Consider the following 23,253-nt stretch of genomic DNA (forward strand, 5'->3'; position numbering starts at 1 on the left):
GGGCACTGTTTTAGTAACGCTAAATGGCAGTTTCTCAGGTGCCGATGACGAGGGTGCTTGCAGCGGCCTCGATGACGTCGTCGGTGATCGTTTCAAGTTCGTTGATCTTGAGGACTCGTGCGACCTGTGGAAAGAGGCGCTCGAGTAACCGGAAGTTACCTCGGGTGATGCGCTCGATCGCGGCGATCGCTTGCGCGTCGGTGAAGTCCTCGGGATCGAGGGTGCGGCCGAGGCGTTTCCAATGGCGCGTGAGGACGAAGAGAAGCTCGTCGCGTCCTAGGTTTCGGTATCGGTGGGAGAATCCGAGTCGGCTGTATAGCTGCGGGTAGTGGCGGAAACGTTGGTCGATGCCGGGCATGCCGATGAGGATGATCGCGATGTGTTCTCGATCATGTCGGTCACGAAGGATCTCGAGGGCGGTCGCGGAGAGTCGTTCGGCTTCATCGATGATGAGGAGTTCTACCCATCGCCGGGAATCATGGCGCATGACGGATCCTGTCCCTTTGCCGATCGCTCGAAGGTGTTCGTCGATGCAGTGCCCCAGTCGCCCCTGGATGCGATCGATGTCGTGGAGGAGCTGGGCGGTTTTGGCGAGAACGGGCGGGGTGAAGAACAAGGTGCGGGCTCGGTGAGCTGCCGCGTAGTGTTCCGCATCGGCCGCGTCTCGAGGTCCCCATTCGGTGATGAACGGGTCAAGGGTGTCCCACCTGGCGTAGCGGCGAGCGGATTGGGTCTTCCCCACTCCCGCGTCGCCATGGCAGATCCCGATGGTGCGCTCTTTCCTCACGGCATTGGCGAACTCGGTGAACCGGCGGTGTTCCTTCGTGATGATGAAGTCTCGACTCATGATCCGTCCTCTTCGTATGTCCGTAGCTTCACTCGCCTCGCTGGGGGCGCATCGTTGCGTGGTTCTTCGCGGGCGGCTGTGCGGGGTATGCGGTCGTTGATGTCTTTACGGAGGGCGCGTCGGCGGGCGCGACGGGCTGCTTCGATGTCTCGGAGGCTGAGTCTCTCGTTAGGGTGCGCTTCGTCGACGGCGACACAAATGAAGGTGTCGTGGTCATAGACACGAACTTCGGAAAGGTCCCGAGGGTCGTATCGGATGGTGATGCTGCGCCCGACGAACGGGGCTAGCGTCGGGGCGAGATAGCGCTGTCCTTGGAAATGGATCCCATCACGCTGCACGACTCTGTTCTTCGGGACGGTGAGGAGAAGCCCGTCGAGCTGATCGAGGCTGTCTGGCATGCGCGGTAGCCAACCGTCAGCGATCCACGCGGTTTTGGGGCTCATCCCGAGCTCGCGATGGGGGCGTTCGTTGTACGTGGCGATGAACTCATGAATCGCGTGGTCGAGTTCCGGGAGCGTGAGTCGCGGATCCGGATGTCGTGTTCCTGATGTCAGGTGTCCTGGGAGCTGCGCGAGGAGCTCGGTGTTAACGGTGCCGAAGAAACGCTCGATCTTCCCTCGGCCCTGCGGCCTGCCGACCGTTGAGTAGATCAGTCGAACCTTGAGGGCAACCGCGGTGTACTCCAAATGGTGGCTGGTGAAGTCGCTGCCATGGTCGACGTGCAACACGTCCGGCAGTCCACACATCGACCAGGTGGGGTCACTTTTGCGCCAGATCGCTTGCCGCAACGCAAGAGCGGTATTCATCGCCGAGGGCGCCCCGGTGAAGACCGTATATCCGCAGATCGCACGCGAATAGTCGTCGAGAATCACAGTCAACCAGGGCCGCTCGGGCTTCCCTGTCGCCCCGCGAATGAGGATGTCGAGTTCGGTGTGATCGGCCTGCCATGTCGTATTCGGACGTTCCGCACGCCGTCTAAACACCAACTCGTGCTTATCCCGATACGACGCCGGACCTTCTAACGCAAGAGTCACGAGCGCCGGATCGAGGCTCTGCACGATCGAACGAACCGTTGAGTAACTCGGCGGAACCACGCCGGTCCGTTCGCCTTCAGCTCGCGCGAGACGCTGCATCACCGCGATTGAAGGACGTGGCCGGGTGAGGGCAAGACCTTCGATGAACGACACGAGCTCCGGTGATGTGCGCCGCTGCCCCTGGTCAGTTCTCGTAACCGGGCGGAGCGAGTCGATACCGCCCGCAAGGTAGTTTTTCTTCCACCGGTGGAGAGTTTGTAGCCCAACACCGGTGTCTCTCGCCAGCGTGGTCAGCGGGATTGCATCCTCGATATGAAGCCGCAGAATTCTCCACCGCGCCAGCGCATCCATGTCACACCGGCTCAGTCACCGGTATCGACTCCTCTGCTGCGCGCTGGTGACGGTATAAGGTCGCTCGCGACCATCCCACCAGGCGGGCCGCGTCCTCTGCTGTGCGTCCCCTCGCGCGAGCGTCCCTGACGATCGCCAGCTTCTCTTCCACCACAGCCGGGTTCACGGCAGGCCGGCCGAACTTCGTCCCGTTCTGCCTCGCCGCGGCGATCCCCGCATTCACCCGCTCCGTGATCAGTTCCCGTTCATACTCCGCCAGCGTCGCGAGCATCCCCAGCATCATCCGTCCCGAGGACGTCTCCGGATCAATCCCGTCCGAAATCGACCGAACCTTCACGCCCCGATCGCGGAACAGATTGACGGTGTTCAACACATCGATCAGAGAGCGTCCGAGACGGTCGATGCGCCACACGACAACCGTGTCGCCCTCCGTCGCGTATTCGAGGAGCTTCTTCATCCCGGACCGTTTAATCGCCGCTCGCGCGCCCGAGGTCACGTCCGAGAACACATCGCGCGCCTCCACGCCTGCCGCCATCAGCGCGTCGAGTTGGAGACGCGCATCCTGACTCACCGTGCTCACCCTCGTATACCCCAACAGCCTCATCGCCCCAGTCTGACTCGTAAACCCCAAGTAGTCCACAAACCGAGACAAGAATCGTCGAGACGAGTTTCTGAGACCACTCACGGCCTCGAGACCGCGCGGGCGTGAACCTCGCAACGAGGCATGGGCGCCGTGGCTCGTTTAGCTATAGCTTTACGAGGCGACACTGTAAGTTCAGCTCATACTGTATAGTTCAGTGAATGCTGACCATTGCCTCTCGTGTTGACGTGATGAACCGGTTGGGCCGGGCGATGGCCGACCCCACCCGGTCGCGGATCCTGATGACCTTGCTGGAACGGCCGGCCTACCCGGCCGAACTGGCGCGGGACTTGGGGCTGACCCGGTCGAACGTGTCGAACCACCTGGCGTGCTTGCGGGACTGCGGGATCGCGGTCGCCGTGGCCGAGGGCCGCCAGACCCGGTACGAGATCGCCGATGCACACCTGGCGCGGGTGCTGATTGCTCTGGTCGAGGTCACCCTCGCGGTGGATGAGAGTGCCCCGTGCCTGGACCCGGCCTGCTCCGTGCCCGGCTGCTGCGAGAAGGGGGTGGGCGCGTGATCCTGTCCTCAACCCTCCAGGCGATCGGTCTGTTCCTGGTTACCAACATCGACGACATCATCGTGCTATCCCTGTTCTTCGGCCGTGGTGCGGGCCAGCGTGGGACCACCGTCCGAATCCTGGTCGGCCAGTACCTCGGCTTCACCGGCATCCTGGTTGCGGCAGTGCTCGTGTCCTTAGGCGCGGGCGCGTTCTTGCCCCCGGGGGTCATCCCCTACTTCGGGCTCATCCCGCTGGGCCTGGGAGTGTGGGCGGCCTGGCAGGGGTGGCGCAGAGGCGAAGACGATGATGACGACGCCAAGATCGCGGGCAAGAATGTCGCCGTCTGGACCGTGGCCGGGGTGACCTTCGCCAACGGCGGGGACAACATCGGCGTCTACGCCCCGGTCTTCCTCAGCGTCGGACCGGGGGCTGTGGCTGCCTACTGCATCGTGTTCCTGGCCCTGGTCGCGGTGCTGGTGGGCCTGGCCAAGTTCGTCGCCACCCGGCGACCGATCGCCGAGGTCCTGGAGCGCTGGGAACACATCCTGTTCCCCATCGTGCTGATCGGCCTGGGTTTCTTCATCCTGGTCAGCGGCGGGGCCTTCGGTTTCTAACCACGCTTCCTGATCGGCAGCCTCCACCACAAAGAGATCTCCGGCCATTGTCGATGCCGACGTCCTGGCGATCGTTGCTGGCCCCAGCTTGCGGACAGTGTCGTTCCTGGATGGACGGCCCTTGCCGCCACGTATCTCAGCAAAAATGCCGCCACATACCTGCAACAGTCACAGAATGTCGGGACACCGGAGCAAGGAGGATCGCGAAGCCACAGAACTGACACGGCTTGCCGCCAACATCGGCTGAGCGCTAGTTAAATCGCGATCGAGTATCCGGGGTGGCAACATACTGGCAACATCCGAATGCGCTTCAGCGGCTTCGGCCTGACCCGGGACTGCCGCGATTCCGGATGATTCGGCGGCGGCTGACTCGGGAAACTTCTCGTGATCGCGATCAATATGGGTTCAAATCCCACCGTCACCGCGGCATCAAGCTCGCCATGCCGCGGGTCACCTGTGCCCAACGCTTGCCCACATCTGAATCAGCTCCAGTTGATCAGGTGCGTCAGTCTGACCGAGGTTGGCTGCGCGATTCCGCGTGAATCCGCGGCCCCTGAGCGCACGCCGCTACGCTGATCACCGTCCGGCGGAGTTCAAATCCCTCCGTCTCCGCCACAGAAACCCGCGGAATTCCGCGGGTTTTCGGCGTTCACGGGCACGGATCGGGCACGGATCCTGCGTCTCGGGCGTGTGGAGCTGCCCGGCCGCACCGGAGCCGGCGGCCCCGGATCCCATAGCCGCCGCGCGGTCAGCGCAGCTGCGCGATGGCCTCGTCGGTGCGCGTCTGCAGGTAGGCGCACAGGATGCCGAGGGCGCCGACCTCGTCGGCGAGGCCGCGCACGCCGGCGGCGTCGAGGTCGATCGCCTCGGGGCGCGGCTCGAAGGTCACCATCCAGCGGGGTCGGTCGTCGATCATCTGCACGCTGATGTAGGCGATGCCGGGGGAGTTGTCGAGGTGCGCGACCACGAGACCGCTGTCGGTGTGAGGCACGAAGTCGTTGTCGACGACGCTCAGCTCACCGGCGAACACGCTGTGCGTGTCCCAGAAATCGGAGAGCCAGCGTTCGACGTGGGCGCGGTCACGGTACGGCATCGAAGGTGAGTGTAGAACCAGCGACAGGGTCGTGGGGCGAGATATCCGGATCCCGAAACGATCCGCGCCCGCGGCGCGCCGGGGGACATGACACGATGGCAGGGCCGCCGAGGCCACCGGACACCGACCGACGCGGTGTCGAGCACCGGGCATCGGCGAGGAAGTGAGGGCGTCATGACCGCTGCTGTCGACCCGGAGGTGCGCCGGTGGGCGCCCGGCGACGAGGAAGCCGTCGTGGCGGGCTTCATCGACACCTACAACGGCGAGCCGTGGAATGACGCCTGGGTGCCGGAGACGGCCGCGCAGTACCTGGCCGAGTTCCGTGCGATGCCGCGGGCCATCGCGCTGGTGGCACTCCTCGGGGACCGCGTGGTCGGTGCGGCGTACCTGCACGCGCGGACGTGGCAGGACGGGTCGGAGATCTACATCGACGAGTTCTTCGTCTTCCCGCAGGCGCAGCGCCGCGGCGTCGGGCGCGCCCTGGTCGCGGCGATCCGCGACGCGGCCGCCGAGATCGGCGCGGCGGACCTGACCCTCCTCACCGATCGCGACGTGCCCGCGTTCGACTTCTACCGGGGCCTCGGGTTCCGCGAGGGCAGCACGCAGGTCTTCATGATCGGCTAGCCCCGCGGCGGACTCACCGCAGGTAGGCGTCGACCAGGAGCGGCCCCCGGAGGTCGCGCAGCACGTCGATGAGCCGGTCGAGGGCGCGCGCGTTCCACGCGGCCAGCTGCATGTCGTGCGGTCCGAGCGGCAGGAGCTTGCCGGTGCGCAGCCGCACCACCTCCCAGCCGCTGGCGCGCAGCGTGCGGTCCTTGCGGCGATCCGCCTCCTCCCTCGCGCCGACGTGCTCGAGGCCGTGGCGCCCGATGGAGTCGTACTCGACGGCGATCCGCAGTTCGGGGAACAGGAAGTCGGGCCAGACCTCGACATGCTGGAAGAAGGGGCGTGCGACGCGCACCGCGTTGCGTCCGGGGGTGACATCCAGCCGGGCGAACAGGTCGGCGCGCACGCGGTCCTCGACAGCGGAGGCGGGCACGGGTGCGCAGGCGGAGACGAACGCCTCGCCGATCGGCACCGCGGGGGTCTTGTCGCAGATCCGTGCGGGCGGCCGCGGCCGCCGCGCGGGGCGCTCACGCAGGACGCCGGGCTCGGCGGCCGGCTGCCCGCTCAGCAGCGCGCCGGGCGGCAGCACCGTCTCGCGCTGGGGGAGCGGGAGGATCCGCGTCGGGTTCGCGCGCTCGGCGCACTCCGGACACCAGGCGCTCCGGCGCCGCTCCCGGCCCGGTCGTGCGCGCTGCTCGGCTGGAGTCGCGGCGAACCGGTGCCCCGATTCGCACTCCCACAGCAGCAGGACGTCGGCCGCCGGGGGGATCTGGGTGAGGGTGATCCCGGCGTTGAGCTCCGGATGGTACTGACGGATGAGCGCCGGGTAGGCGGCCCACGCCTCGCGGTAGGTTCCCACGGCGTAGGGCTCGCTCCGCCCCTTCGACCACTGGCGCCGCGCCCACCACGCCTCGACCCGCTCCGCCATGCCGGGAGAATACGGCCCGCCGCGGACATCGCCGCGCCGCGGGAGACATCGCCGACCGGCGACGGACGCGTCAGAAGTCGAACTCGGGGAGATCCACGGCGTAGAGGCGGATGCCGTTCGCGTCGGCGGAGCCGGCGCTCTGCGAGATGAACACGTTGCACGGCGAGCCGACGAGGGCGTTCACCCTGCTGCCGTCGGCGACGGTGAACTCGACGAAGGTCCCCGAGGTCTTCACGGCGGTCTCGATCGCAGCCTTCAGCTCGGGGATATCCACCGTCGGCGAGAGCTCGAAGTTCTTGTCGTTGATGAAGATCCGCGTGATTCCTGTCGGCTCATCGGTGTCCATGAGGAGACGTTACGTCCATCCGCTCGCATCGTGAGGGGTCTTGACAGCGACGGGTCACTGTGACCGGATGGATTGCCTCTTCGTGCAGCGCGCCGCCCGCGTCGCGATCCCGGTCGCGGCCAGGAGATCACAGACCGGCGACCGCTGTCAACGCCCCTCGGCATCCGTGTGCGCGCACCGCAGACTGACGGCATGTCCCGTGACCAGTACACCTTCGTGAACCCCGCAGACCTCTACGCCGACATCGATCCGAAGAAGCAGCATCAGCCCGAGCCGGGCCTCGACGCCGAGCTCGCGCCGAAGGCCGACCTCGGGGAGGACACCTACCGCGGCACGGGCCGGCTCGCCGGCCGGAAGGCCCTCATCACCGGCGCCGACTCCGGCATCGGCGCGGCCACCGCGATCGCGTTCGCCCGCGAGGGCGCCGACGTGGCGATGTCGTACCTCCCGGAAGAAGAGGAGGACGCCGCGCGCATCGCCGGCATCCTGCGCGAGGCCGGTGCCACAGTGCTCACCATCCCGGGCGACCTGCGCGACAAGGAGTACTGCCGCGCGCTCGTCGCCGAGGCGGTCGAGGGCCTGGGCGGTCTCGACATCCTCGTCAACAACGGCGGCAAGCAGGTCTTCAACGAGGACATCACGACGCTTCCCGACGACCAGTTCGACGACACCTTCGCCACCAACGTCTCGGCGATGTTCTGGATCACCAAGGAGGCGGTCCCGCACCTTCCCGGCGGTTCGGCGATCATCAACACGACGTCGATCCAGGCCTACTCGCCGTCCGACATCCTGGTCGACTACGCCTCGACCAAGGCGACGATCAACGCGTTCACCAAGGCGCTCGCCCAGCAGCTGGCACCGAAGGGCATCCGCGTGAACGCGGTCGCACCGGGACCGATCTGGACGCCCCTGCAGGTCACCGACGGCCAGCCGCAGGAGAAGATCGCGGTCTTCGGCGAGGACACCCCGCTCGGGCGGATGGGCCAGCCGGCCGAGCTCGCCCCGGCGTACGTGTTCCTCGCCTCGGCCGAGTCGAGCTACGTGATCGGCGAGACGCTGAACGTCAACGGCGGGATGCCGACGCCGTAGGCGCTCACCCGGATGCGAGCCGGGCGCGCAGGCGCCGGGCGTCGTGCACCGCGTGGCCGTCGCCGTCGTTGTTGAAGTAGCAGAGCACGGCCGTGCCCAGGGCCTGCCATTCGCGGATGCGGTCGCTCCACCAGTCCAGGTCGGCGTCGGAGTAGCCCCCGGCGTAGAGCACGTCGGGGTCGGGACCGTGGAAGCGCACGTAGACGACGTCGGAGGTGGCGCGGAGCACGCACGGCATGCCCGCGCCGCTCACGACGCAGTACGAGGCGTCGAACGCCTCGATCACCGCGAACACGCTGTCGTCGACCCAGGACCGGTGCCGCAGCTCCACCGTGGCGTGCCGGCCCTCGGGCACGGCCGCCAGCAGGCGCGCCAGGTGCTCGTCGTCGCGCTCCGCGCCGGGCGGGAGCTGGAGGAGCAGCGGACCGGCGGCGTCGCCCAGCCCCGACAGCCCGTCCGCCAGTCGCTCGGTCCACCGGGCGGGGTCGAGGTGCGTCCCGGCGTGGGTGAGGCCGCGCGGGGCCTTCACCGAGACGAGGAACCCGGGCGGCAGCTGCGCGCGCCAGCCGCGGAAGGTGTCGACCCGCGGCCAGTGGTAGAAGCTCGTGTTGAGCCCGACGGTGTCGAATTCGGCCGCATAGGCGGCCAGCCGGCGGGACGAGGCCGTGCCGGGCGGGTACAGATGACCTCGCCAGTGGTCGTAGCTCCACCCGGAGGTCCCGATGCGCACGTCGCCGGGACTCAGCCCCGGCACGCCGCTCACCGCACCCTCCTACGCCGAGCCCAGCGGCGGCGGGCGGTGGGCGATCGGGATGGGCTTGCTCGCGGGGTGGCGCGGGCGCGGGTGGAGGACGGCGGAGGCGCTGTCGAGCAGCTCGCCCAGGGTGGCGAAGGTCGCCGACGCGATGCCGTGGGCCACCCAGGTGACCGCATAGCGCCCGTCGGGTCTGAGCTCGATGCAGGCGACGACGACACCGTCCGGGTCGCCGTCCGCCGTGGATCGGTCGCGCAGACGCCAGGTCGTATCGGTGAGGGGATCCAGCGTGAGCCGGTGGGGGGAGGTCATGTGTGGTGCTTTCCGGGAGCCTCGAGAGCGCCCTCACCCCACCCTGCGACCCACGGGGAAGGATGCGCAGGGGATTGACAAGCCGCCGCGCGCCTGCGTTCCGGCCGCGGGTCTACCACACCGCCTCGCCCGCGTCTGCCCCGGTGCGCGTACCGGGGTCCTCCTGACAGCGTGGCCGCATGACCCCGCAGATCTCCCCTCGCCTCCTCGCCGACGACGCCCCGACGCTCCTCACCCAGGGCTACGGCTTCGCCGACCGGATCTGGCGTCGCGTGCGTGAGGGCGCGCGATCGGCTCCGCTGCGGCTGCTCGGGCACGACGCGATGCTCGTGCGCCGCCCGGAGGGCGTGGCGCTGTTCTACGACGAGTCGCGCGTCGCCCGGCACGGCGCCATGCCCGCGCTCGTGCAGGAGACCCTCTTCGGGCACGGTTCGGTGCACAGCCTCGACGGCGGCGAGCATCGGCACCGCAAGGCGACGTTCGTCGACGTCGCCTATCGCGACGTGGAGGTCGAGCGCCTGCTCCCCCTGCTCGACGAGGAGTGGCGCACCGAGCGCGATGCCTGGCTGTCCGGCGGGACCCGCACCGCCTACGACGCCGCCGTCGGCGCTCTCGGCCGCGCGGTGATGCGCTGGGCCGGACTTCCCGGCACCGCCGACGCGCGCACGCGCTGGGCGGCGCGTCTCGCGCAGATCGTCGACGGGTTCGGGGTGCCGTACTCCCCGGAGTTCGTCCTGGCCGGTGCACATCGCTGGTGGTCGGATCGTCACGCGGAGCGGCTGATCACGGCCGTGCGGGAGGGGCGGCTCCAGCCCGCCCGGCGAACCGCCCTGCACGCCTGGGCCTGGCATCGCGACCCCCGGGGCGACCTCCTCCCCGCCCGGCTCGCCGGGGTGGAGCTGCAGAACGTCCTCCGGCCGATGATCGCCGTCGCGCGGTTCGTGGCCTTCGCGGCGCGCGAGCTGCACGAGCGGCCGGACTGGCGGGAGCGGATCGCCGACGAGGTGGAAGCGCGCGGCGCGTTCGCCGGCGGTCCCCTCGCGACGGCGTTCGCCCAGGAGGTGCGGCGGACGGCGCCGTTCGTGCCCGTGCTGCCGGCGCGGGCGCTCGTGCCGGTCGAGCTTGACGGTCAGCGCGTCGACACCGGTGGTCGCGTGGTGCTCGACATCCTCGGGACCGACACCGATGCGGCGTCCTGGGAGCGCGCGGAGGCGTTCGAGCCCGAGAGGTTCGTCGGCGTCGACGACTACGAGGCACTCGCCGCGTTCATCCCCCACGGCGGTGCGGATGTCCGCACGGGCCATCGCTGCCCGGGCGAGAAGCTCGCCATCGCGGGGCTCGCGGCGGCGATCGGCGTGCTGAGCGATCCGCGGCTCGCGATCCTCGGCGACGGCCTCGACGTCAACCGGCGCCGGCTGCCGACCAAGCCCGCCTCGGGCGCGCGGGTGCGTCGCCGGGAGGATGCCGACGAGCGCGGCGGGTGCCCGTTCCACCGCCGCCGCTGACCGGCCCGCGACTGCGGACCCGCAGGACCAGATTCATGCCCGACAGAGAGAAGACCGGCCCCATGGCGACCAGCGAGACCTTCGGGGCACCCCCGCAGTCCGACCGACTGAAGCGGAGCATCACCACACCCCTGCTCTTCTTCTTCATCCTCGGCGACGTCCTCGGCGCGGGGATCTACGCGCTCATGGGGGTGCTCGCGGGAGAGGTCGGCGGGATGCTGTGGGCTCCGCTCGTCGTGGCGCTCCTGCTCGCCCTACTCACCGCCGGCTCCTACGCGGAGCTGGTGACGAAGTATCCGCGGGCCGGCGGCGCCGCCGTCTTCGCCCAGCGCGCGTTCGGGCGCCCGCTCGTGTCGTTCCTGGTGGGCTTCAGCATGCTCGCCGCGGGGGTGACGAGCGCCGCGGGGCTCGCGCTGGCCTTCGCCGGGGAGTACTTCCAGACCTTCATCGCGCTGCCCGCCGTACCGGTCGCGATCGTCTTCCTCCTCGTGATCGGCGCGCTGAACATGCGCGGAATCCGCGAGTCGCTCGCCGCGAACGTCGTCATGACGGTGATCGAGGTGAGCGGACTGGTCGTCGTCGTGGTGGTGGTCGCGGTCCTGGTCGGCTCGGGAGGTGGCGAGCTGTCGCGCGTCGTCTCCCCGAACCCCGACGCGGGTGTCGCCACCGCCGTCCTCGGCGGCGCGATCATCGCCTACTACTCGTTCGTGGGGTTCGAGACCTCGGCGAACGTCATCGAGGAGGTGCGCGAGCCGCGCAAGAGCTATCCGGTCGCGCTGTTCGGGGCTCTGATCGTCGCCGGGGCCGTCTACGTGCTCGTGGGGCTCGCGAGCTCCATCGCCCTCCCGCCCGAACGCCTCGCCGAGTCGTCCGGTCCGCTCCTCGCCGTCGTCGAGGCGAGCGGCGTCGCGGTCCCGTCCTGGCTGTTCAGCCTCATCGCCCTCATCGCCGTCGCCAACGGGGCGCTCCTCACGATGATCATGGCCAGCCGCCTCGCCTACGGGATGGCCGATCAGGGACTCCTGCCGTCGGTGCTGTCGCGCGTGCTCCCGAACCGCAGGACGCCGTGGGTCGCCATCCTCGCGACGACCGCGGTGGCGTGCCTGCTGACGCTGGCCGGGGATCTCCAGCTGCTCGCCGAGACCGTCGTCCTGCTCCTCCTGTTCGTGTTCCTCAGCACGAACATCGCGGTCCTGGTCCTCCGCCGCGACCGGGTCGCCCACGAGCACTTCCGGGTCTGGACGGCGATCCCGGTCCTCGGCATCGGATCGTGCGTCCTGCTCCTCAGCCAGCAGAGCGCGACGGTCTGGCTGTTCGGCGCCGCGCTCCTGGCCGTCGGCGTCGTGCTGCACCTCGTCGCCACCGTCGCACGGCGCCGCGTCAGTCGGCGTCGACCGGAGCGAGGTCCTGCGTCGCCGGCCCCTCGATGACGCGGCCGTCCGCGGCGAAGCGGGATCCGTGCAGCGGGCAGTCCCACGTGCTCTCGGCGTCGTTCCAGCGGACGATGCCGCCGAGGTGGGTGCAGACGGCGGACACGCGGCAGAGCGCGCCGTCCACGCGCGACTGCGCGACGGGGCGGACGCCGCTGCGCACGATCTCGGCGCGGCCGCTGTCGGAGTGGCTGCGCGGAGCGACCCACCCCGCGACCAGGTGGGCGCCGACCTCGGCATTGGCCGTGGCCGTCTCGCCGAGATCGCGGATCCCGGGACGCTGATCGCGCAGGGTGCGGTGCCAGGCCGGTGCCTCGCCGGTGATCTCGCCCACCACCGCGAGCGCGGCGGCGGGCGCGTTGGTCATGCCCCACTTGGCGAAGCCCGTCATCGCGAAGACGCGGTCGTGCCCGCCGTGGATGGCGCCGGCGTACGGGAGGTGCGTGGTCATCCGGTAGTCCTGCGCCGCCCACCAGGTGATGGGCGTCGCGCCGGGGAAGTGCTCCGCGGTCCACGTGAGGATGCCGTCGCGCAGGTCGCCGATCCCGTCCTCGCGGCCGGTGACGATCCCGCCGCCGCCCACGACGATCGCCGGTGCGCCGTCGCGGTCGACCGCGGTGCGGATCGAGCGGCCGACCGGGTCGACGGACAGGTACATGCCGTCGGGGGAGCCGCCGCCCGGACCGGCGGGGAGCCGGAAGGCGACGACGGCCTGCCGCTGCGGGACGAGCGCCGCGAACAGCAGTGAGCGGTCGAGGATCGGCGTGCCCGTGGCGAGGATCAGCCGCTCGGCGACGATATCGCCGCGCTCGGTCGTCACGGTGACTCCGCCGCCGGTGGCCGACACCCCGGTCACGCGGCAGCGATCCACCACGACGCCGCCCGCCTCGCGGATCCGCGCGATGAGGGCCGCCGCCGCGGTGACGGGCTGCACCTGCGCCTGGTCGGCCATGCGCAGGGCGCCCTCGACGGCGACGGGGAGCCCGATGGTCCCGGCGGGCACGGCGGGCACGTTCTCGACGGGGCTTCCCGCGGCGGCCATCGCGTCGGCCTCGGACCGCAGGGAGGTCAGACCCTCGGCCGTGGTCGCGTACGTGTAGGAGGGCCGGGCCTCCCAGGCGCCGGGGACGGCGGCCAGCTCGCGCCGCATCCAGCCGGCGCCGGCGCGGTTCGCCTCGAGATAGGCGGCGGCGGCCTCCTCGCCCGCGTGCTCCCTGATGCCGGACACCGTGGATCCCTGCAGCAGGCTCACCTTCCCCGTCGTGCGGGAGGTCGTCCGTCCGCCCAGTTCGTCGGCGTCGACGACGACCACCTCGTGCCCGGCGCGCGCGAGCTCCAGCGCGGTGGCCAGTCCCGCCAGTCCCGCGCCCGCCACGAGGGTCTGCGTGAGCGTCGGGAGCGGGTCCGTACCGCGCAGGTCGGGACCGGTGAGGCGCCACAGCGACGCGGGGGCGGGGGCGGGGTCGGGCGTGGACGTCATGCGGGCTCCTGGTCGTCGGTCTTCTCCGTGAACAGTGAGGGGCGGCGACCTGTCGTGCACGGGGGTTGACAGGTCGCGGCGGATGCCCGAGCGCGGCTCCGGTCCCCGAGCGTGGCGAGGGGCTCCTCCACAGCCGACGACGGAGCCGGGTTATCCACAGGAATCACCGATGACCAGGGATTGTCTGACCTCGGTGTCGGGGGTGGCGAGGACGATGGGGGCATGACGAACACCGCGACCATCACCGGCGATCAGGCCACCTGTGTGGACGCCGTGGTCGACGAGCTCGTCGAGATCCAGCGACGGCGCGCCGCGCTGTACGCGGAAGAAGCCGCGATTCTCGCCCGCGCGGTCGAGATCGCCCGCGACCAGGACGATGCGCCGGGTCCGTCGGAGATTCGAGACATTCCGATCCGCTCGATGGCCGCGCAGATCGGTGCCGCACTGCGCGTCTCGGATCGGACGGTGCAGCGGCATCTCTCGGATGCCGTCGTGCTGACGACCCGCTTCCCGGCCACCCACGCGGCGCTCGCGGCGGGGACGGTTTCGGTCGCGCATGCGCGTGTGGTCGTGGAGCACGGGCAGGCGATCGACGATGACGACCCGCGCGCCGCCTACGAGGCGGCGGTGCTGGAGATCGCGCGGCGGGAGACCTCCGGCCGGTTGAAGCCCGCCGCACGGCTGCTGGCCGCACGGCTGCACGCGATCCCGCTGGACGGTCGCCACGTCGAGGCCGCATCACGCCGGTCCGTGTGGGTGCGTGACCTGGAGGACGGGATGGCGGAGCTGGTCGCGACCCTGCCCGCGCACCTCGCGCACGGCATCCGCGATCGCCTCGACCAGTATGCAAGACGGGCGATGGGCGTTCACCAGAACGCGGGTACGGGCGGGGAGCTGCCCGATGAGACGCTCTTCGGCGAGCCGACCGCGCGCGATCGCCGCGGGGTCGAAGAGATCCGCGCGGATGTGTTCGCCGACCTGCTCCTCACCGGGCACGCCACACCAGAGAGCAGCAACGCCTCGATCCCCGAGGGGGAGGCGATCGTCGCGCACGTGCAACTGACGGTCCCCGTACTGACGGTCCTCGGCGTCGACACGACTCCCGCGGAGCTCACCGGCCACGCACCGATCGACACCGCTACAGCTCTGCGGCTCGCGGCGACCGCGCCGGGATGGGACCGGGTGCTGACCCATCCCGTGACCGGCACGGTGCTCGCGGTGGACCGGTACCGGCCGAGCGATCAGCTGAAACGGGCGCTCCGGGTCCGTGATGAGCACTGTCGGTTCCCCGGGTGCCGGGTTCCGGTGCGAAGGTGCGACATCGATCACACCACCGCGCGAGAACACGACGGACCCACCGAACTCGGCAACCTCGCGCACCTGTGCCGCCGCCATCACACCTTGAAACATCATTCGGCATGGCGCGTGAGACAGGCCGCGGATGGAGTGCTCCACTGGACCAGCCCGACCGGTCGGACCTACCCCGACCGGCCCGCACGCACGCTGGTGTTCACATCCGACGCCGACCCCGGCCCCGCCCCGAGACCAGGGTCGTCGCCGAACTCGACTCGCCCTTCTGACGACGCCACCGTCGTCGACGCCGCGGTCGCCGCCGTCCTCGCCGCGCACTGATCCGTCCCCGCTGAGCTCCCGCTCGGCGTCGCCTCAGCCGGGGAGGAAGTTCTCCCGCGCGAGAGGAGCGATCTCGATCGCGTCGGCCTCCGCGCGGCTCACCCAGCGCAGCTCCTCGATCTCGGCCCGCACGGCCGGCTGCTGGTCGCCGATGTCGGCGACGAAGACGTCGGCGACGACGAGGAATCCCGGCTCGTTCGCCGCTGCGGCGGTGAAGGTCCCGAGGCCGTCGAGGTCGTCGGGGGAGAGGCGGATGCCGAGCTCCTCCTCGAGTTCGCGGCTGAGCGTCTCGGCGGCGCTCTCGCCCGGCTCGGGCTTGCCCCCCGGCTGCATGAAGGCGGTGGTGCCCGCCTTGCGCACGAGCAGCAGCCGGCCCTCGGCGTCGACGATGACCGCCGCCGAGACGTGGATGCGGCGCACGGGGTATTCGGCGGAGGCTTCGTCGGAGGCGGAGGAGGTCACCGCCGCACCGTAACAGGTGCGCGTCCGCCGCCGACGTAGAATCGCATGTGCCCGCCGAACTGCCCGACTCCGCCGCCCCGTCCTCGGGCATCGCCCCCGACGAGCTGGAGATCGCGCTCAAGGTGCTCCGCCAGGTCGCCGCGATCGACCAGCGGCACCCCGACTTCATCACGCTCCGCAAGGCCACCTCGCACCTCTTCAAGGCCGCCAAGAAGGAGCGCCGGCGCGAGATCCGCGAGGCCGTGGCCGATGCCGACCGGGCCGTGGTCGCCGCGACGGCCACCGGGGCGCCGGATCGCATCGACGACGAGACGCGCGGCATCCCGATCAGCTCGGCGACCACCGCGCCGATCGCCGGCACGCTGCTGAAGGCGCGCGGCTGCTACATCTGCAAGCAGCCGTACACGATCGTCGACGCGTTCTACCACCAGCTGTGCCCCGCCTGCGCGGCGATGAGCCACGCCAAGCGCGACGCGCGCACCGACCTGACCGGCCGGCGCGCGCTGCTGACGGGCGGGCGGGCCAAGATCGGCATGTACATCGCGCTGCGCCTGCTGCGCGACGGCGCGCACACCACGATCACGACGCGCTTCCCGCGCGACGCCGTCCGTCGCTTCCGCAGCCTTCCCGACGCGTCCGACTGGATCGACCGGCTGAAGATCGTCGGCATCGACCTGCGCGACCCGGCGCAGGTCATCGGTCTCGCCGACGACGTCGCCGCCGCCGGGCACCTCGACATCCTCATCAACAACGCCACGCAGACCGTGCGCCGCTCGCCGGGCGCGTACCAGCCTCTCGTCGACGCCGAACTGGCCCCGCTGCCGACGGGACCGCTGCCGGAGCTCGTCACCTTCGGGCACACGAACGACCGCCACCCGCAGGCGCTGGAGCGCTCGGTGAGCGCGCACCCGATCCTGGCCGCCGCCGCCTCGCGCGCCGACGAGCTCACCGAGCAGGCGATGGCCGCGGGATCGAGCTCGCTGGAGCGCCTCGCCGCCGGCACCGCCATCGACGCCGGCGGGCTCATCCCCGACGTCGACCACGTCAACTCCTGGACCCAGCGCGTCGGCGAGGTCGACCCGCTCGAGATGCTCGAGGTGCAGCTGGCGAACACCACGGCTCCCTTCCTCCTCGTCTCACGGCTGCGCGCGTCGCTGGCGGCGAGCCCCGCGCGCCGCACCTACGTCGTGAACGTGAGCGCCATGGAGGGGGTGTTCGGCCGCGGCTACAAGGGGCCCGGGCACCCGCACACCAACATGGCGAAGGCGGCGGTCAACATGCTCACCCGCACGAGCGCCCGCGAGATGTTCGAGACCGACGGCATCCTCATGACGAGCGTCGACACCGGGTGGATCACCGACGAGCGCCCGCATCCGACGAAGGTGCGCCTGGCGGAGGAGGGCTTCCACGCGCCGCTCGATCTCGTCGACGGTGCGGCGCGGGTGTACGACCCGATCGTGCGGGGAGAGGCCGGCGAGGACCTTTTCGGGGTCTTCCTGAAGGACTACGCACCGGGCGCATGGTGAGGCTCCCCGCGCCGGGACGCCGGGTCGTCGTCCGCTACCTCCTGCCGAGCGGGCAGGCCACCGATGCGCTGGGGGAGCTCCTGAGCGCGGACGACGAGACGGTCGTCGTCGACGGGAAGCGCGGCATCGAGCGGATCGCGGTGTCGGACATCGTCGCGGCCAAGGAGGTCCCGCCCCCGCCCGCGCCGCGCCCCCGCCGTCCGATCGGCGGCTGAACGGCCCCGTCCGCGTTCCGGTGACAGTCGTTGCCGCCTCGGACGCGATCGGGTGACAGTCGTCGTCGCCTCGGCGGCCGGGAACCGGCAACGACTGCCACCCGTCCCGTCTGTGGCGACACCGGAGACACGTCCGTCGGCCGACCGGCGCAGCCCGCCCCGTGAGGCACACTGATCGCATGCCCATCGTCGACAACGCCGTGTACGTCGGAGGTCACCGGATCCGCAACCCGGAGAGCCTCGAGCAGACGTTCGAGCACATGCGCGACAACAAGGGGATGGCCTGGATCGGTCTGCTCCGTCCCACGGAGGAGGAGATCCACGCGGTCGCCGCCGAGTTCTCGCTCCATCCGCTCGCGGTCGAGGACGCCCTGTCGGGGCATCAGCGCGCCAAGCTCGAGCGGTACGGCGACGTCCTGTTCGCGGTGCTGCGGCCCGCGCGCTACGTCGAGTCCTCCGAGACCGTCGAGTTCGGCGAGCTCCACATCTTCGTGGGGCCGGACTTCGTCGTGACGGTGCGCCATGCCGAGGTGCCCGATCTCGCGCGCGTGCGCTCCCGCATGGAGTCCCAGCCCGACCTGCTGGGGTCCGGCCCCGAGGCGGTGCTCTACGCGATCCTCGACGAGGTCGTCGACGAGTACCTGCCGGTCACGGAGGGCCTGCAGAACGACGTCGACGAGATCGAGGACGCCCTGTTCGACGCCGGGTCGCCCCAGCTCTCGCGCCGCATCTACGACCTGTCGCGCGAGCTCATCCACTTCCAGCGCGCGGCCGATCCGCTGCGCGACATGCTGGAGTCCCTGCTGCGCGGCGGCGAGAAGTACGGCGTCGACATCGAGCTGCAGCGGTCGCTGCGCGACGTGCTCGACCACACGCTGCGGATCACGGACAAGCTCACCGCGCTCCGCTCCATCCTCGACAACGCGCTCACCCTCAACGCGACGCTCGTGACGCAGCGCCAGACCGACACCGCCCTGATGCAGAACGAGCAGGTGAAGAAGATCTCCGGATGGGCCGCGATCCTCTTCGGCCCGACCCTCGTCGGCACGATCTACGGCATGAACTTCACGCACATGCCCGAACTCGACTGGGTGTGGGGATACCCGCTCGCCCTGCTCGCGATGGCGGGGACCTCCGTGGCGCTGTGGGCCACCTTCAAGTCGCGGAAGTGGCTATAGGGCGCGGCCGGAGCGGCTGGAGGGCGCGGCCCTCAGCCGCTCCGGGGCGCCGCGAGGCGACCTACTTCATCGCCCCGAAGACGTTGTCGATATCGGCCATCTCCATCTCGGCGGTCGCCTCGATGAGCGCCCGCAGCTCGGCATCCGCGCCGGGGGAGAACTCCTCGGGACGCTCGGGCGCGATCTCCGACGGGACGCCGGCCGGGGCCTGCTGAGAGCCGTCGAGCTCCGTGCCGTCGGCCGACGGCGACATGCCCTGGAAGATGCGGCCGGCTTCGGACTGGTTGCCGAGGTCGAACGTGTACTGGACGCTCTGCAGCCCCCTGTCGACGAGCTCCTTGACCTCGGGGAACTGCTCCGCGTTGGTCTTCGGGATCGGCAGGGCCGTGCGCCAGTTGACGCCGAGGGTCTCGAGCGCCTTCGCGAACGCGTTCTCGTGCGCCTGGTCGCGGACGATGAGATACGAGATCGTCGAGCGGGCCGTCTTGTTGGACGTCATCTCGTAGAGGCGGCACTTCTGCAGGCGACCGGTGGACTCCAGCATCAGGTTGTACAGCAGATCCAGCGTCAGGTTCCCGGAGTTGTAGACGTAGCTCCCGCTCCACGGGTTGCCGGCGGCGTCCACCGGGAGCGCGCCCTGCGCGCCCACGAGGTAGTGGTGGATGTTGGACTCCGACAGCGCGATGTCGAGCGGGGTCGCGCCGCCCGCGCCGGGCTGATCGACGGGGTCGGCGGGCTTGCCGGTGTAGCGCGGCGAGCCGTCGAGCAGGCGCGAGATCGTCGTGCCGATGAGCTCGACGTGGCTGATCTCCTCGGTGCCGACGCCCTGGATGAGGTCGCGGTACGGCTTGGCCGACGCGCCCCGGAAGTTCATGCTCTGGAAGAGGTACTGCATCATCGTGCGCATCTCGCCGAACTGACCGCCGAGCCCCTCCTGCAGCGCGTTGGCGGCCGCGGGATCCGGCTCGTCCTGTGCGATGTCGTTGATCCATTGCTGCAGGTGGAAGTACATGCGACGCCTCCTCGAGACGGGGGGTAGGGGTCTGCACAGCATGCGCGCCGTCCGCCCGTCCGCCGTCGCCCTCGACGGGGCACCGGGGGCGGCGTACACTCGCGCGCCCCCGCGACGCGTCAGGCCTCGCCGTCGGCCTCGGGCTGCCCGGGACCCGGTCCGGGGCGGGCGATCGCGTCGTCGGCGATGTCGATGCGCGTGTTCCCGTCGTGCTCGGAGACGACGTAGTGCGACTCGGCCACGGGTGCGCCGCGGTCCTCGGGGTCGGTGACGCCCTCGGTCTCGTCGCGATCGAGGTCTTCTCGGGGGTCGGTCATGCGTCCAGCTCCTGTCGGTGGGGGCGGTCTCGGTCGAGGGGGCGGCCGGCATCGTGCTCGGCGAGCAGCGCGAGGCGGCGGAGCGTCTCGCGGTTGCGGAGGAACAGCAGCGGCTCGAGCAGGTCGCGCAGCCACGCGGCGGGTCCGGAGACCGGCGTCTCGCGGATGTGGACCGTGCACCCGGTACCGCGGGACTCGATGGTGAGCTCGACGCGGGCGGCGCCCATCGGCCAGCCGCGCGCCGTGAGGACGAGCCTGCGGTCCGGCTCGCACTCCTCGACCGTCGTCGTGTCGTTCACGAGCGCCGGCCAGGCGCCGAACGAGTGGTGCAGCCGTGCTCCGGGCTGAGGCCAGGCGGCGGCCACGTCGCGCATGCGCGCCGCGCCGACCACCCAGGCCGGGTACAGCCAGCCGTCCGCGAGCACGGCGAAGACCGCCGCCGGGGGACAGCGGAAGTGTCGGACGTTGCGCGACATGGCGATCCTTCCGTCGTTGCCGCGAGCGTAGGCGCGCCGGCTCCCCGGCCGCGACGGGATTGTCGCGCGCGTCCCGATGCCGTATGGTCGCCCGGCCGCGGCGTGCGGCCCTGCGACTCCGGAAGCCTGCGGCGGCCCGCCGCCGGTACGCAACGTGGGCCCCGCCGGTACCTAATTCCGCGCGTGTGGTCAGTCCTCGCGCGGCGGCCCGCCGAGGATCGGACGGCGGGCGTGCGGACGGGTCCCTTCTGCGCCGGCCGACATGAGGTCTACGTTTGCGTCAGGAGCGTGCGTGAGGAAGCGGGAGCTCATGATGATCGGTCGCGAACAGGAGCTCATGACCGCCGTCGAGCTGGTGCGTGCGGGCGTCAGCATCGACGTCGTCGGGGGACGCGGATCGGGGCGCAGCACCTTCCTCACCGCGCTGCGGACGCGACTGGTCGACGACGACTGGACGGCGGTGCAGGTGCGCGGCGTGGCGTCGCTGCGCCAGCATCCGCTGGCCGCCCTCCAGCTTGCGGGCCTCGGGCCCACCGCGGCGCCGTCGTCGCGGGGCTCGCTGTTCGAGACCGGCGAAGCGCTGCGGGCCGCCCTCCGTCAGCCCCGATCCGTGCTGATGATCGACGACTGGGACGACCTGGACGAGTCCTCGTGGGGGATCGTCGAGACCGTGCGTCGCGCCGCCGGCGTGCCCGTCGTGCTGTCGCGACTCCAGGGGCTCCGCGCCCGGCACACCCCCAGCGGCCTCGCGGCCTCGACGCTGGAGCCGGCGTACGTCATCGACATGGTGCCGCTGCGCTTCGAGGCGATGGAGAAGATCCTGGAGACGTACGTCTCGGCCCCGATCGATCCCGGCACCACGAGCAGGATCTTCGCCAAGTCCGGCGGCAGCATCGGGCTCGCGCTGGGCCTCGTCGACGCGTCGCTGCGCGAGGGCCGCATGGCCCGGCACGACGGCGAGACCTGGACGGCGACGCGCGACCTGTGGAGCCCGGCGCTGCGGGCGGTGCTCGAAGCGCACCTCGAGAACCTCCCCGAGGACGCGCTGGACACCCTGGAGATCATCGCGATCGTGGGGGTCGCCGACATCGGCACGGTGCGCAAGCTCGTGGACTGGCGCGCGCTCGAGCTGCTCGAGGAGCGGCGGATGATCCGCTTCATCCGCAGCGGCGAACGCCACCTGGTCACGGTCGTCCCGCCGCTGCTGGTCGAGTTCTTCCGGCACGAGCCGCTGACGACGCGGCGCATCCGGCTGACCGACCTCATCACGCAGCGGCTGGGCACGGCGCCGTCGTCGTCGGCGATCCTCGCCGAGCCGGAGCCCCGCAGCCCGCACAGCGGAGAGCGCGAGGCGATGTTCGCCCGGCTGCTGCAGGAGCGCGCTCGCGCGCGGCGGATCGTGACGGCCGCCGAGTGGGAGGCCAACCCGTCGCCGGAGACCGCCGTCCGGTACGTCCGCGCCCTGATGCACACCCACACGCGTGCGGCGAAGGAGACGATCGCCGACGTGCTGTCGACGACCGATGCGGCGCACGGCGACCCCGCCGGCCGCGCGGACTTCTGGGTGCTGCGGGCGCAGTGGCTCGCCTACGTGGACGGTGACCTCGACGCGGCGTGCGCCGAGCTGCGGCGCGAGGCGCCCGCGCTCGGGGTGTACGGGCGGATGCTGGACGCGTGCGAGGTGCGCCTCCACGCCAACCTCGCGACGGTGCCCGCCGATTTCGGCGCGCGGCTGGAGGCGGGCGAGGATCTGCCTCCCGCGGTCCAGCTCGCCCTGCTCGAGACGCAGATGCTCGTGCTGGTGATCCTCGGCCGCTTCGCCGACGCCCGCCGCGCGTTCGCGTTCGTCGAGGCGCTCGACACCGCGCACGAGGCCTACATCCCGCGCGCGCTGATGGGGCTGGTGCTGCTGGGCGAGGGCAGGGGCGAGGAGGCGCTCCAGCTGCTCCACCGCGGGTTCGACGAGTCCCACGGCTACCTCGACATTGACGCCGTCCGCGCCTTCGCGGCCGCGGCCTCGCTGTGCCATCTGCTCGCGGGCGACTACGCGGCCGTCGACGAGATGCTCGACGCGGTCTTCGCGGCGGGCGAGCCCGCCCCCTTCCCCCCGGGACTGCAGCAGTCGCTGCTGGCCAGCGCCGCCGTGCTCGCCGTCCGCCGCGGGCAGGTGGGCGCCGGGGAGCGGTTCGCGGCCGAGCTGGACGCCATCCGCACCCCCGACGGTCCCCTGCCGGGTCAGTCGCACGCCTGGCCGCGGGTGCAGCTCCTGGCCTTCGACGGGCGCACCGCCGAGGCGGGGGAGCTGCTGTGGTCGTCCTCCGAGGTGCTGTGGGGCCGCGGTGCGCGCTTCGCCGCCCTCACCGGCATGCTGGCCGCCGTCGAGCTCGCCCCGGACCCCGACCGCCTCGCCGTCGTCCGCGCGCATCTCGACGAGCTGCCCGAGGCCGTCACCCTGCGCGCCCACGCCGGGTTCGTGTCGGCGCTGGTCGACCTCGACCCCGACGCCATGACGGCCGCGGTGCCGGCCCTGCGCAGGGCCGGGCTCACCGGGCTCGCCCTCTCGGCGTGCCAGCTGGCGGCGGGGTGGTTCGCCGAGTCGGGCTCGTCCGGCGGGCAGCGGCGGGCCGATGATCTCGCGCGGGAGATCCGCGACGCCCACCCCGGCCGGGTCATCGACACGGCGCGGTTCCGCGCGACGTCGGTCGTCCTCACCGAGCGCGAGAAGGAAGTCGGCCGGCTCGCCAGCGAAGGCCTGTCGAACCGCGAGATCGCGGCACGACTGGTGCTGAGCGTCCGGACGGTGGAGAGCCACATGCACCGCGTGATGCGCAAGCTCGGCATCCGCGACCGTCGCGCGCTGCGACGCCATCACGCCGCGCTCGCCTGACGCGCCGCTCCCTGGC

At 70.8% G+C, this 23,253-nt stretch carries 24 protein-coding genes; 11 read left to right on the top strand and 13 right to left on the bottom strand.

Annotation, left to right across the window (positions count from 1 at the left end; all coding sequences use genetic code 11):
- Window positions 1-34: 34 nt before the first annotated feature.
- The 3 genes from QQZ13_RS15645 to QQZ13_RS15655 are packed head-to-tail and all read right to left on the bottom strand — an operon-like array spanning window position 35 to window position 2,836.
- On the bottom strand, window positions 35-847 hold the full coding sequence (locus tag QQZ13_RS15645; RefSeq protein ID WP_284530451.1) for an AAA family ATPase: 813 nt from the start codon (window positions 845-847) through the stop codon (window positions 35-37).
- Window positions 844-2,232, bottom strand: coding sequence for a Mu transposase C-terminal domain-containing protein (locus QQZ13_RS15650; RefSeq protein ID WP_284530452.1), 1,389 nt, complete (start codon window positions 2,230-2,232; stop codon window positions 844-846). Before QQZ13_RS15650 ends, QQZ13_RS15645 begins: the two co-directional genes overlap by 4 nt.
- Before the next feature lies 1 nt (window position 2,233).
- Window positions 2,234-2,836, bottom strand: a complete 603-nt coding sequence (locus QQZ13_RS15655) for a recombinase family protein (protein WP_284530453.1) — start codon at window positions 2,834-2,836, stop codon at window positions 2,234-2,236.
- Window positions 2,837-3,033: 197 nt separating this feature from the next.
- Between QQZ13_RS15655 and QQZ13_RS15660 the strand changes: the two genes are divergently transcribed.
- Entirely contained in the window at window positions 3,034-3,393 is a 360-nt protein-coding gene (locus tag QQZ13_RS15660) for a helix-turn-helix transcriptional regulator (RefSeq protein WP_102508254.1), read from the top strand.
- The gene (locus tag QQZ13_RS15665; protein ID WP_284530456.1) at window positions 3,390-3,989 is read left to right on the top strand and encodes a cadmium resistance transporter; all 600 of its coding nucleotides are present in this window, start codon (window positions 3,390-3,392) and stop codon (window positions 3,987-3,989) included. The genes QQZ13_RS15660 and QQZ13_RS15665 overlap by 4 nt, the downstream gene beginning before the upstream one ends.
- Before the next feature lie 748 nt (window positions 3,990-4,737).
- Here QQZ13_RS15665 and QQZ13_RS15670 read toward each other — a convergent pair.
- Window positions 4,738-5,082: a protein-L-isoaspartate carboxylmethyltransferase gene (locus QQZ13_RS15670; protein WP_284530458.1), complete on the bottom strand. Its 345-nt coding sequence runs from the start codon at window positions 5,080-5,082 to the stop codon at window positions 4,738-4,740.
- Between the two features lie 174 nt (window positions 5,083-5,256).
- Between QQZ13_RS15670 and QQZ13_RS15675 the strand changes: the two genes are divergently transcribed.
- Complete coding sequence (locus tag QQZ13_RS15675) at window positions 5,257-5,706, top strand: GNAT family N-acetyltransferase (protein ID WP_284530459.1); 450 nt, start codon at window positions 5,257-5,259, stop codon at window positions 5,704-5,706.
- Window positions 5,707-5,719: 13 nt separating this feature from the next.
- Here the strand turns inward: QQZ13_RS15675 and QQZ13_RS15680 are convergent, their stop codons facing one another.
- Window positions 5,720-6,616, bottom strand: a complete 897-nt coding sequence (locus QQZ13_RS15680) for a zinc-ribbon domain-containing protein (RefSeq protein WP_284530460.1) — start codon at window positions 6,614-6,616, stop codon at window positions 5,720-5,722.
- Window positions 6,617-6,686: 70 nt separating this feature from the next.
- Window positions 6,687-6,962: a hypothetical protein gene (locus QQZ13_RS15685; RefSeq protein ID WP_284530461.1), complete on the bottom strand. Its 276-nt coding sequence runs from the start codon at window positions 6,960-6,962 to the stop codon at window positions 6,687-6,689.
- Between the two features lie 192 nt (window positions 6,963-7,154).
- On the opposite strand from QQZ13_RS15685, the gene QQZ13_RS15690 reads away from it, so the two are divergent.
- Window positions 7,155-8,051, top strand: a complete 897-nt coding sequence (locus tag QQZ13_RS15690; RefSeq protein WP_284530462.1) for an SDR family oxidoreductase — start codon at window positions 7,155-7,157, stop codon at window positions 8,049-8,051.
- Window positions 8,052-8,055: 4 nt separating this feature from the next.
- Here QQZ13_RS15690 and QQZ13_RS15695 read toward each other — a convergent pair whose 3' ends face one another.
- Both QQZ13_RS15695 and QQZ13_RS15700 read right to left on the bottom strand, forming a co-directional pair.
- Window positions 8,056-8,814 (bottom strand): DUF72 domain-containing protein, encoded by a 759-nt coding sequence (locus QQZ13_RS15695; protein ID WP_284530464.1) that lies wholly within the window; start codon window positions 8,812-8,814, stop codon window positions 8,056-8,058.
- A gap of 9 nt (window positions 8,815-8,823) precedes the next feature.
- Entirely contained in the window at window positions 8,824-9,117 is a 294-nt protein-coding gene (locus tag QQZ13_RS15700; protein ID WP_284530467.1) for a hypothetical protein, read from the bottom strand.
- 179 nt (window positions 9,118-9,296) lie between these two features.
- On the opposite strand from QQZ13_RS15700, the gene QQZ13_RS15705 reads away from it, so the two are divergent.
- On the top strand, window positions 9,297-10,622 hold the full coding sequence (locus QQZ13_RS15705) for a cytochrome P450 (protein ID WP_284530468.1): 1,326 nt from the start codon (window positions 9,297-9,299) through the stop codon (window positions 10,620-10,622).
- Window positions 10,623-10,684: 62 nt separating this feature from the next.
- Window positions 10,685-12,052 carry an APC family permease gene (locus tag QQZ13_RS15710; protein WP_284530540.1) on the top strand — a complete coding sequence of 456 codons (1,368 nt, stop codon included), beginning with the start codon at window positions 10,685-10,687 and terminating at the stop codon, window positions 12,050-12,052.
- Here QQZ13_RS15710 and QQZ13_RS15715 read toward each other — a convergent pair.
- Window positions 12,003-13,532 carry an FAD-dependent oxidoreductase gene (locus QQZ13_RS15715; protein WP_284530469.1) on the bottom strand — a complete coding sequence of 510 codons (1,530 nt, stop codon included), beginning with the start codon at window positions 13,530-13,532 and terminating at the stop codon, window positions 12,003-12,005. The genes QQZ13_RS15710 and QQZ13_RS15715 overlap by 50 nt on opposite strands.
- Window positions 13,533-13,754: 222 nt before the next feature.
- On the opposite strand from QQZ13_RS15715, the gene QQZ13_RS15720 reads away from it, so the two are divergent.
- Window positions 13,755-15,164 (top strand): HNH endonuclease signature motif containing protein, encoded by a 1,410-nt coding sequence (locus QQZ13_RS15720; RefSeq protein WP_284530471.1) that lies wholly within the window; start codon window positions 13,755-13,757, stop codon window positions 15,162-15,164.
- Window positions 15,165-15,197: 33 nt separating this feature from the next.
- Here QQZ13_RS15720 and QQZ13_RS15725 read toward each other — a convergent pair whose 3' ends face one another.
- Window positions 15,198-15,584, bottom strand: a complete 387-nt coding sequence (locus tag QQZ13_RS15725) for an NUDIX domain-containing protein (protein ID WP_342395275.1) — start codon at window positions 15,582-15,584, stop codon at window positions 15,198-15,200.
- 101 nt (window positions 15,585-15,685) lie between these two features.
- On the opposite strand from QQZ13_RS15725, the gene QQZ13_RS15730 reads away from it, so the two are divergent.
- The 3 genes from QQZ13_RS15730 to QQZ13_RS15740 all read left to right on the top strand — a co-directional run bounded on the left by QQZ13_RS15730 (window position 15,686) and on the right by QQZ13_RS15740 (window position 18,545).
- Entirely contained in the window at window positions 15,686-17,152 is a 1,467-nt protein-coding gene (locus tag QQZ13_RS15730) for an SDR family NAD(P)-dependent oxidoreductase (protein ID WP_284530541.1), read from the top strand.
- A complete protein-coding gene (locus QQZ13_RS15735) occupies window positions 17,146-17,367 on the top strand; it encodes a hypothetical protein (RefSeq protein ID WP_284530475.1) in 222 nt (73 codons plus the stop codon). The genes QQZ13_RS15730 and QQZ13_RS15735 overlap by 7 nt, the downstream gene beginning before the upstream one ends.
- A 179-nt stretch (window positions 17,368-17,546) precedes the next feature.
- Window positions 17,547-18,545 (top strand): magnesium and cobalt transport protein CorA, encoded by a 999-nt coding sequence (locus QQZ13_RS15740; protein ID WP_284530477.1) that lies wholly within the window; start codon window positions 17,547-17,549, stop codon window positions 18,543-18,545.
- 61 nt (window positions 18,546-18,606) lie between these two features.
- Here QQZ13_RS15740 and QQZ13_RS15745 read toward each other — a convergent pair whose 3' ends face one another.
- The 3 genes from QQZ13_RS15745 to QQZ13_RS15755 all read right to left on the bottom strand — a co-directional run bounded on the left by QQZ13_RS15745 (window position 18,607) and on the right by QQZ13_RS15755 (window position 20,350).
- Window positions 18,607-19,557 carry a manganese catalase family protein gene (locus QQZ13_RS15745; protein WP_284530479.1) on the bottom strand — a complete coding sequence of 317 codons (951 nt, stop codon included), beginning with the start codon at window positions 19,555-19,557 and terminating at the stop codon, window positions 18,607-18,609.
- 119 nt (window positions 19,558-19,676) lie between these two features.
- On the bottom strand, window positions 19,677-19,874 hold the full coding sequence (locus QQZ13_RS15750) for a hypothetical protein (RefSeq protein WP_284530480.1): 198 nt from the start codon (window positions 19,872-19,874) through the stop codon (window positions 19,677-19,679).
- Window positions 19,871-20,350, bottom strand: a complete 480-nt coding sequence (locus tag QQZ13_RS15755) for an SRPBCC domain-containing protein (RefSeq protein WP_284530481.1) — start codon at window positions 20,348-20,350, stop codon at window positions 19,871-19,873. Before QQZ13_RS15755 ends, QQZ13_RS15750 begins: the two co-directional genes overlap by 4 nt.
- Before the next feature lie 292 nt (window positions 20,351-20,642).
- Here QQZ13_RS15755 and QQZ13_RS15760 point away from each other — a divergent pair, with 292 nt between their 5' ends.
- Window positions 20,643-23,237 carry a LuxR family transcriptional regulator gene (locus tag QQZ13_RS15760; RefSeq protein ID WP_284530482.1) on the top strand — a complete coding sequence of 865 codons (2,595 nt, stop codon included), beginning with the start codon at window positions 20,643-20,645 and terminating at the stop codon, window positions 23,235-23,237.
- Window positions 23,238-23,253 lie beyond the last annotated feature (16 nt).

Origin of the sequence: Microbacterium sp. T2.11-28, from assembly GCF_950097975.1 — a bacterium.
In the GTDB taxonomy this organism is placed as follows: domain Bacteria; phylum Actinomycetota; class Actinomycetes; order Actinomycetales; family Microbacteriaceae; genus Microbacterium.